Annotated in this window: 8 protein-coding genes; 3 read left to right on the forward strand and 5 right to left on the reverse strand. The window is 69.9% G+C overall.

All coding sequences use genetic code 11. The annotated features are described in order from the left end of the window. Positions 1–24: 24 nt before the first annotated feature. The gene (locus ACX80W_RS15740; RefSeq protein ID WP_459284934.1) at positions 25–714 is read right to left on the reverse strand and encodes a DNA alkylation repair protein; all 690 of its coding nucleotides are present in this window, start codon (positions 712–714) and stop codon (positions 25–27) included. 138 nt (positions 715–852) lie between these two features. Continuing rightward, positions 853–1,761, reverse strand: a complete 909-nt coding sequence (locus ACX80W_RS15745; protein WP_459284936.1) for a glycerophosphodiester phosphodiesterase — start codon at positions 1,759–1,761, stop codon at positions 853–855. A gap of 295 nt (positions 1,762–2,056) precedes the next feature. On the opposite strand from ACX80W_RS15745, the gene ACX80W_RS15750 reads away from it, so the two are divergent. The 3 genes from ACX80W_RS15750 (at position 2,057) to ACX80W_RS15760 (ending at position 4,969) form a co-directional block, all read left to right on the forward strand. Continuing rightward, positions 2,057–2,809 (forward strand): formylglycine-generating enzyme family protein, encoded by a 753-nt coding sequence (locus tag ACX80W_RS15750; RefSeq protein ID WP_459284938.1) that lies wholly within the window; start codon positions 2,057–2,059, stop codon positions 2,807–2,809. Positions 2,810–2,820: 11 nt separating this feature from the next. Then, the gene (locus ACX80W_RS15755; protein WP_459284940.1) at positions 2,821–3,567 is read left to right on the forward strand and encodes an alpha/beta fold hydrolase; all 747 of its coding nucleotides are present in this window, start codon (positions 2,821–2,823) and stop codon (positions 3,565–3,567) included. Positions 3,568–3,703: 136 nt separating this feature from the next. Then, the gene (locus ACX80W_RS15760) at positions 3,704–4,969 is read left to right on the forward strand and encodes a S8 family serine peptidase (protein WP_459284942.1); all 1,266 of its coding nucleotides are present in this window, start codon (positions 3,704–3,706) and stop codon (positions 4,967–4,969) included. A gap of 94 nt (positions 4,970–5,063) precedes the next feature. On the opposite strand, the gene ACX80W_RS15765 is transcribed toward ACX80W_RS15760, so the two are convergent. The 3 genes from ACX80W_RS15765 to ACX80W_RS15775 form a co-directional block, all read right to left on the reverse strand. Beyond that, the gene (locus ACX80W_RS15765) at positions 5,064–5,936 is read right to left on the reverse strand and encodes a potassium channel family protein (protein WP_459284944.1); all 873 of its coding nucleotides are present in this window, start codon (positions 5,934–5,936) and stop codon (positions 5,064–5,066) included. 81 nt (positions 5,937–6,017) lie between these two features. Next, positions 6,018–6,629 (reverse strand): DNA alkylation repair protein, encoded by a 612-nt coding sequence (locus ACX80W_RS15770; protein ID WP_459284945.1) that lies wholly within the window; start codon positions 6,627–6,629, stop codon positions 6,018–6,020. A 222-nt stretch (positions 6,630–6,851) separates the two neighbouring features. Continuing rightward, on the reverse strand, positions 6,852–7,300 hold a 449-nt coding region (locus tag ACX80W_RS15775; RefSeq protein ID WP_459284947.1), incomplete at its 5' end, for an HNH endonuclease signature motif containing protein.

The raw sequence follows: 7,300 nt of genomic DNA on the forward strand, positions 1-7,300 counted from the left end.
CGGCGCCGACGGGTGTCCACCTGCTCAGTTCGGCCGGAGGTAGCGCCCGCGGGTGGACTGATCGAGTTTCTCGATCGCCGCCCGGACGGCGGCGCGTGACATGTCGGGCGCATACCGGTCCAGGTGGGCCAGCAGCCTGGCCCGGTCGATGTCTCCGACATAGCGGAGCATCCAGCCGACGCCCTTCTGGACGAGTTCTTCACCGTCGGCGGCGAGGACTGCGGCGATCCTGAGGGTGTCGTCCACCTCCTTCCGCTTGAGGAACGCGGCCGTCGCGACGATGGCACTGCGCCGTTCGGGCCAGAACCCCGATTCGGCGAGGCGGTCGAGAGGCGTGCGGGGTTTGTCGAGGAGCCAGGTGCCGACCACCTGGTGGGCGGCGAGGTCGACGAGGTCCCAGGTATCGATGCGGTCGTGCCGCCGCAGGTACAGCTCGTACAGTTCACGGTGGCGGTTGGGCGTCACCTTCCGGCTCATGGCCGCCTTCCCCATGATCGAGCAGGCTCCCACCCGCACTTCGTGGGTGGGGCTCTCCAGCAGCGCCTCGAGCTCCGCGGCGGGCAGGGCGAGCGCGGTCTTGGCGAGGTTGAACACGTCGCCCATGCGGACGCCGATGAAGGAATCATCGCCGGGGAAGTACCGCGCGTACTTTACCCGCTGTTCGTCGGAGGCGAGGGCGCGCAGGGCGGCGTCGAAGTCGGCGGCGGTCTCCACTGGTGGCACCTTCCTCGAGGCGGGGTATGCCCGGATGATAATCGCCCGGATCCCCGTGGTGAAGGGGCAGGCTCCCGTAGCAGGGTTGGCACGGTCCACCGGGACGGGCGGCCGGGCCCCGTCCCGGTGGGCGCCGGCCTACTTGGTGCCTGCCGGGTCCGTCTTCAGCACCCCGCTGAGCAGGGCGGGCTTGTTCGTGATGATGCCGTCCACCCCGAGGGCGGCCAGGGCACGCATTCGGTCAGGGTCGTCGATGGTGTACGGCCAGGTCTCCATGCCGTATTGGTGCACCGTCGCGACGAACTCCTCCGTAACGCGGGTGTGGCTCGGGTTGATCTGGTCGGCCCAGGTGGACAGTTCCGCGTATTCCTCCGCTGCGGGCGGGCCGCCGAGCAGCCCGGCCGGGACCTCCGGCGCAAGGGCGTTGAATTCCCGCATGAAGTCCCAGTTGAAGGACTGGACGACGAGGCGTCCGGCCCGCGCGTCGGCGTTCAGCCACCCCTCGGAGTCGAGCGCGGCCGCGATCTGTCCCGCGATGCCCGGGTAGAGCTCGGGGCTCTTGACTTCGAGGAGCAGCCCGGCCCTGCCGTGCAGGGTATCCAGGACCTGCTGCAGGGTCGGAACCGGTGTTCCTTCGAAACCGGCACCGAACCAGGATCCCGCGTCGAGCGTCGAAATTTCCGCGTAGGTGAAGTCCGCCACGCGGTAGGGGGCGCGGGCGGGGAATTTCGCCTCAACGTCGGTGGTGCGGCCCAGCGTGGTGTCGTGGATGACGACGAGTTCGCCGTCGAGGGTGCGCTGGACGTCGATCTCGACGAAGTCGGCCTTCACCGCCGCACCGAGGTCGACGGCGGGGAGCGTGTTCTCCGGTGCGTCGGCGGAGGCCCCGCGGTGCGCGATAACGGTGGCCCGGTCATCCCGGGTGGTGTCGGCGGAGGCTCCGCTGATACCGGTGGCGAGGGCGGCCAGGGTCACCGCGCCGGTCAGGAGGGCACGGAGGGGCTCCTTCCGCCGGCGGTGCGCGCTCAGGGGGCTGATGGGGTGCATCACAGGCAATCTCCTTGGTTGGAAGCAGGTTTTCGGTAAAACTCAGCCGTCACAGCTGACCCAAGGGACTCTTCCGTCTCCACGTTGCCAATGGGAGGCGGGCAGTCAACGCCCGGGTGAACCCGGGTGAACGTCCTGCCTCCACCGGCGCGATGGAAACAATCGTCTCCGGTTCTGCGCAGAAAAGCTTCCCCGCGCGGAGAATGAGGACCATGGTGTTCCACTCGACCGGCCGCGTCCTGTCCCCGGCGGCCGCCGGCCGGCATCCCCGCGGCGGCCGGCGGTGACCCTCGCGATGGAACCGATCCCCGGCGGCACCATCGGGCTGCGCGATGCGCGCTCCGGGTCCTCCCGGGAGGTGACGCTGGTTCCCTACCTGATGGGACGCACGCAGGTCACCTGGGCCGACTGGGCGGCGGCGTCCGGGTCACCGGTTCCACCCGGACGGCCGCCGAAGGGACCCGCACACCCGGTGACCTGGTTCGACGCCATCCGGTGGTGCAACGCCATGTCGGTCCGGGACGGGGTGCGGCCGGCCTACGCGGTCCGGGAGCGGGACGTCCGGTGGGACGTCGACGCGGACGGCTTTCGGCTTCCCACCGAGGCGGAGTGGGAGTGGGCCTGCCGCGCGGGCACCCGGACACCGACCTACGGCGCCTTGCCCGACATCGCGTGGACGGCGGCCGACCGCACCGACGCCCCACAGGAGGTGGGGTTGAAGGCCCCCAATGCGTTCGGGCTCTACGACACCATCGGGAACGTGTGGGAGTGGTGCTGGGATTACGCGGACACCGCCCGGTACGGCGACTACCGGACCATCCGTGGCGGTGGGTGGGCCGACCGGGCATGGAGCAGCCGGGCGTCGGTGCGGCGGGGCAGCGCGCCGGACGCGGTGCTGGAGGATGTTGGCTTCCGGGTGGCGCGGGGGCCGGTCGGTGCGCCGGGAGCCCGGGCAGCCCAGGGCTGGTCGGCGGACGCCGACCGTCGCCGGGCGGACATCCGCGGGCCGCTCCCCGTCGGCTGGACACCGCTCGGCGGTCTGACCTGAAGGGAACACGCATGGAATTCCTTGACCGGACCTCTGCCGACGGCGTTCTGGAACGCCCCTTCCGACTTGGGGTGCTCCCGGGCGTGCTGTGGACCCGGGACCGGCCCGCCGAGCGCCGGGCGGTGGTGCTGCTTGCCCACGGCGGCGGCCAGCACAAGGGGGTACCGGCGGTGGTGGCACGCGCGCGGCATTACCTGAAGGAGATGGATGCCGCCGTCGTCGCGATCGACGCTCCCGGCCACGGCGATCGGGAGCGGGAGGACCGGGACAGGGAATTCGTTAACCGACTCGCCACGGCACGGCGCGGCGGCGTCCCGGTGGGCCCCCTGCTCGAGAGCTACAACGCCGACGTCGGTGCCCGGGCCCTGCCCGAATGGTCGCGGACGCTGACGGCCGTCCAGGCGTTGGACGAGGTCGGGGCCGACATTGGCGTCGGCTTCTGGGGCCTGTCGCTGGGCGCTGCGGTCGGAATCCCCTTCGTCGCGGCCGACCCGCGGGTCACCGCCGCCGTGTTCGGCCTGGTCGGCACCGGGCCGCTGGTGGAGGACGCCGGCCGTCTCCGGGTGCCGGTCAGGTTCCTGCTGCAGTGGGATGACGAACTGGTTGACCGGTCCGCGGGCCTCGCGGTATTCGACGCCATCCCTGCGCCGGAGAAGACGCTTTCCGCAAATACCGGCGGCCACACCGCCGTGCCGGGATTCGAGATCGAGGGTGAGGCACGATTCTTCGCCCGGCGTCTTCTGGACGCCCCAGGGTGAGCCGGGCGGCGGCACCGGGCCGTCGTACGAAGTTCATTTTCGTTGTTGTGCGCCCGGGGCGCGCCTAAGATGGGGCGAAACGGTGAGCGGCCCTCCCCCCGCGCCTCGCCGAATCTCCAGGCAAGGAAGGCGTCTCATGAACGCTGCAAAAACTGTGGGAACAATCCTGGCGGTGCTGGTCGGCACCACCCTTGGCCCATGGCCCGCGGGTGCGGTGGAGTCCGGTGCTCAGGCTCCTGCCCAGCCGGTGATCGTTGTCCTCAACGAAGGCGTCGACGCCGGGACGGTGTCCGCCGAGCATGCGCAGGACTCGGGGATCCGGCCGGACATCGTCTATCAATCGGCCTTCCAGGGTTATTCGGCGGTCCTCTCCGGGACCCAGGTCCAGCAGCTTGAGACCGATCCCCGGGTCAGCGAAATCCTGCCGGACCGGTCGGTCGCAGCTCCTCAGGTCGGCGCCATTGCCGATCCGCCGCAGCCGGCGCAGATCGTGTCGAACGGTGTGAAACGGACCGGGGCGCTGGAAAGTCCGACGGCGAAGATCGACGGCATCGACGAGCGAGTCGACGCCGACATTGCGGTTCTCGATACGGGCCTGCAGTCGGACCACCCCGATCTCAACGTTGTCGGCGGCGTCGATTGTGCCTCCGGGGACGGGTACGAAGACGCCGTCGGCCACGGCACGATGGTCGGCGGACTTGCCGCCGCCTTGGACAACGAGATCGGGCGGGTCGGAGTCGCACCCGGTGCGCGGCTGTGGTCGGTCCGGGTGGCGGACTCATGGGGAATCATCACCGATTCGAGCCTGCTCTGCGGGCTGGATTGGGTGACCGCCAACGCAGAGACCGTCGACGTTGCCAATCTCAGCCTCGGCGGCCAGCTGCGCGGGAACGACGTCGACTGCCAACCACCGAACGAAAACATGATCCTCGAGGCCGTTTGTTCGGCAATAGGCGCCGGTGTCCCCGTCGTGGCGGCCGCGGGGAACGAGGCCAGCGACGCGAGCGGCGTAGAACCCGCCGGTTACTCCTCGGTCATCACGGTTTCGGCACTCTCCGATACCGACGGACAGCCGGGAGGAGTCGGACCCGTCGACGAGTGCGTTCCCGGCGAGATCGACGACAGTCTTGCCTCGTACTCGAACTACGGGCCCGCGGTCGACATCGCCGCACCGGGTACCTGCATCGATTCGACCTACCTCGGCGGCCAATACGCTGTAGCCAGCGGAACAAGCTTCTCCGCCCCACTGGTTGTCGGGGGCGCAGCACTCTACCTCGCCAACAACCCGGGCGCTTCTCCCGGGCAGGTCCAGGCCGTGCTCCAGAGCTCCGGGGAGGCCGGGCCCCTCCTGAAGGACCGGGATGACGTGCCGGAGCCGATCCTTAACGTGTCGCTGTTCTAGGTTCCGACCTCACGCGGGGCGGTGAGGGCCGCTCCGCGGGGGCCGGCGTCGACCGCTGTGCTGTCGTTACTGCGGATCCCCGCTCGAACCGCCTTCAGCGGCCGTGGCGGTGGTGCATCGTGTAGTGATCGAAGACGGCCGAGGAGGTCTCCCCGGCATGCCCGAACCGTGCGCGGAGGACCTGCGCGAGATCCTCCAGTGCCGCGGCGAGCATCCGCCCGGCAAACCGGAGCTCCCTGTCCCCGCTGCGTTGGGCCTCGTCGGCCAGGCGGGAGGCATAGGCGATGCTCTCCGGCAGGGAACTCCGCTGCTCCACCTCGTGGAAGTAGTAGCTTTCGTAGAACGCCAGCAGGTCGATGCTGGCGGACGCGACGTGCCTGGCCAGCGACTCAAGGAGTCCGGCGGCATGATGCGGGTCGATTGACGCCAGGCCCTCGGGGCCGGCCGCTTCCCGGAACAGGTTCAGGTCATGGGCGAGGGCGCGACGGCGGTTCAGCGCCGGATAGGTCTGCAGGATCCAGGAGACGGTGGCCGTCAGCAGACCGAAACCGGTGACGGCCTGCGAGGCGGTGAGCAGCCTGAGGCCGGCATCTCCCGCCACGACCTCACCGAAGCCGACGGTCGAGAGGGTGACCATCGACACGTAGATCGCCTCCGCGAAGCCGCCCTGCTGCGGCACGCCGTCGGCGTAGACGAATCCCTCAGGCAGGTGCGGCAGGTAGAGGAAGGCCCATCCCGCGGTCGCCAGCGCCGCCCAGGCCCCGATCACGGCGGCCATCGCCAGCGGTGCGGCAAGCGCGGAGGACCGGCCCCTCACTCCCCTCGAGAGATACCAGAATCCGCGCATGATGGTCCGGCAGACGGGCCCGGATCCGTGCGGGTAGAGCAGGGTATGGAAGACGTCGGCGAGCATCAGCAGGATGAGCCCCGCCCCCAGAAGCGTCCACACGGTGTCCGAGAAGTCCATGCCTCATCTTAGGGACCGTCTCCGAAGGCCGCCTGCGGGCGCCGTCGGTCCTGACGCATGTCGGGCCGCTCCAGAAGCAGGTCAGGGGCCGACAGCCGCACGGACAAGGCGGACGGCCTCCCCAACCTCCTCGACGCGGGTGTCCTGTCCGCCCGACACCAGCCGAACGATGCGCTGGAAGGCAGGTTCATCGCCCACGCCCTTCCGAAAGGCGGGAAGGTGGGCCAGCACCGCCGCGCGGCGGAGCCGGGCCTCGTCCGAGGCCGCCCAGCGTTCAAGGACCGTGCGGACCCGGCGGGCGTCCTGCCCGTCGAGTCGGAGGAGGAGGGACCCGACGACGTCGACCGCAAGCGGGTCGGCGAGGTCGTGCAGCGGCGCCGAGCGGAGGAAGCCCTCGACGCGGGTGAGATCCGTATGGACGAGCAGCCGGACGTTGGATTGCAGCAGCACCACGGCCGCGAGCCGACGTTCAAATACGGGCCGCGCCCAGAGCTCGGACGCGAGGGCCGTGACGTCGTCGTGCGAAAGATCCGGATAGCGGCGGGTGGCGTTGCGGATGGTGCCGCGGATGGCGCCCACCGAGGCGCCGTAGTATTCGAGCGCACCTCCCATGCGTCGTTCATAGTCCTCCGCTCGCTCCTCGGTACTTTCGTACTGGAGGGACTCGTCGATGAAGTCGGCGGCGGCACTCATGCCTTTCACCCTAGGGCGGGTGCTGCCTTGCGCAAGTGGGATCGATGCCGCGTGACCGGATTGGCGGATCGATGCCGCTTGGCCGGTTGGGCGGGTTTGGCCGGGTGACCGGTTGGGCGGGTTTGGCCGGGTGACCGGTTGGGCGGGTTTGGCCGCTTGACCGGACAGGTGGGTCGGGCCGGGTGACCGGACAGGTGGGGCCGCGAGGAGGTGTCCAGTTGCTTACTCGAGGTGGCGTTCCGTAGTTCCGCTCGGGGGTCGGGCTGTCCAGTATGCGTTGCGCCGGGGTCTTTGGTCCGGGTCCAGGTGGTGGGGTGGGAGGAACCAGGGGATGCCGTGCTTCGAGTGCACCGTCCAGGGGCCTTCGTGGATGCGGTGGTGGTGGTGCGGGCACAGGAGCGCCCCGTCGGTGAGGGTGGTGGTGCCGCCCTTTGCCCAGGGGCGGATGTGGTGGGCTTCGCACCATGTCGCGGGGATGGTGCACCCGGGGAAGGCGCAGCCCTTATCGCGGGCCACCAGGGCCCGGCGCAGGTGCGGGGGAAACAGCCGCTGGCTGCGGCCGAGGTCGAGAACCTGGCCCTTCCCGCCCAGGACCAGGGGGATCAGGTCGGCGTCGCAGGCGAGCCGGCGGATGCTGCGGGCGGGGATCTGCTGGGCGAAGACCGCATCGG

It is taken from the genome of Arthrobacter melezitosi (assembly GCF_054511055.1).

What these genes read in the sequence shown, in the direction of transcription:
- ACX80W_RS15765 (WP_459284944.1), bottom strand. Translation starts at nt 5,936, where the DNA reads ATGGACTTCTCGGACACCGTGTGGACGCTTCTGGGGGCGGGGCTCATC.
- ACX80W_RS15770 (WP_459284945.1), bottom strand. Translation starts at nt 6,629, where the DNA reads ATGAGTGCCGCCGCCGACTTCATCGACGAGTCCCTCCAGTACGAAAGT.
- ACX80W_RS15745 (WP_459284936.1), bottom strand. Translation starts at nt 1,761, where the DNA reads ATGCACCCCATCAGCCCCCTGAGCGCGCACCGCCGGCGGAAGGAGCCC.
- ACX80W_RS15760 (WP_459284942.1), top strand. Translation starts at nt 3,704, where the DNA reads ATGAACGCTGCAAAAACTGTGGGAACAATCCTGGCGGTGCTGGTCGGC.
- ACX80W_RS15750 (WP_459284938.1), top strand. Translation starts at nt 2,057, where the DNA reads ATGGAACCGATCCCCGGCGGCACCATCGGGCTGCGCGATGCGCGCTCC.
- ACX80W_RS15755 (WP_459284940.1), top strand. Translation starts at nt 2,821, where the DNA reads ATGGAATTCCTTGACCGGACCTCTGCCGACGGCGTTCTGGAACGCCCC.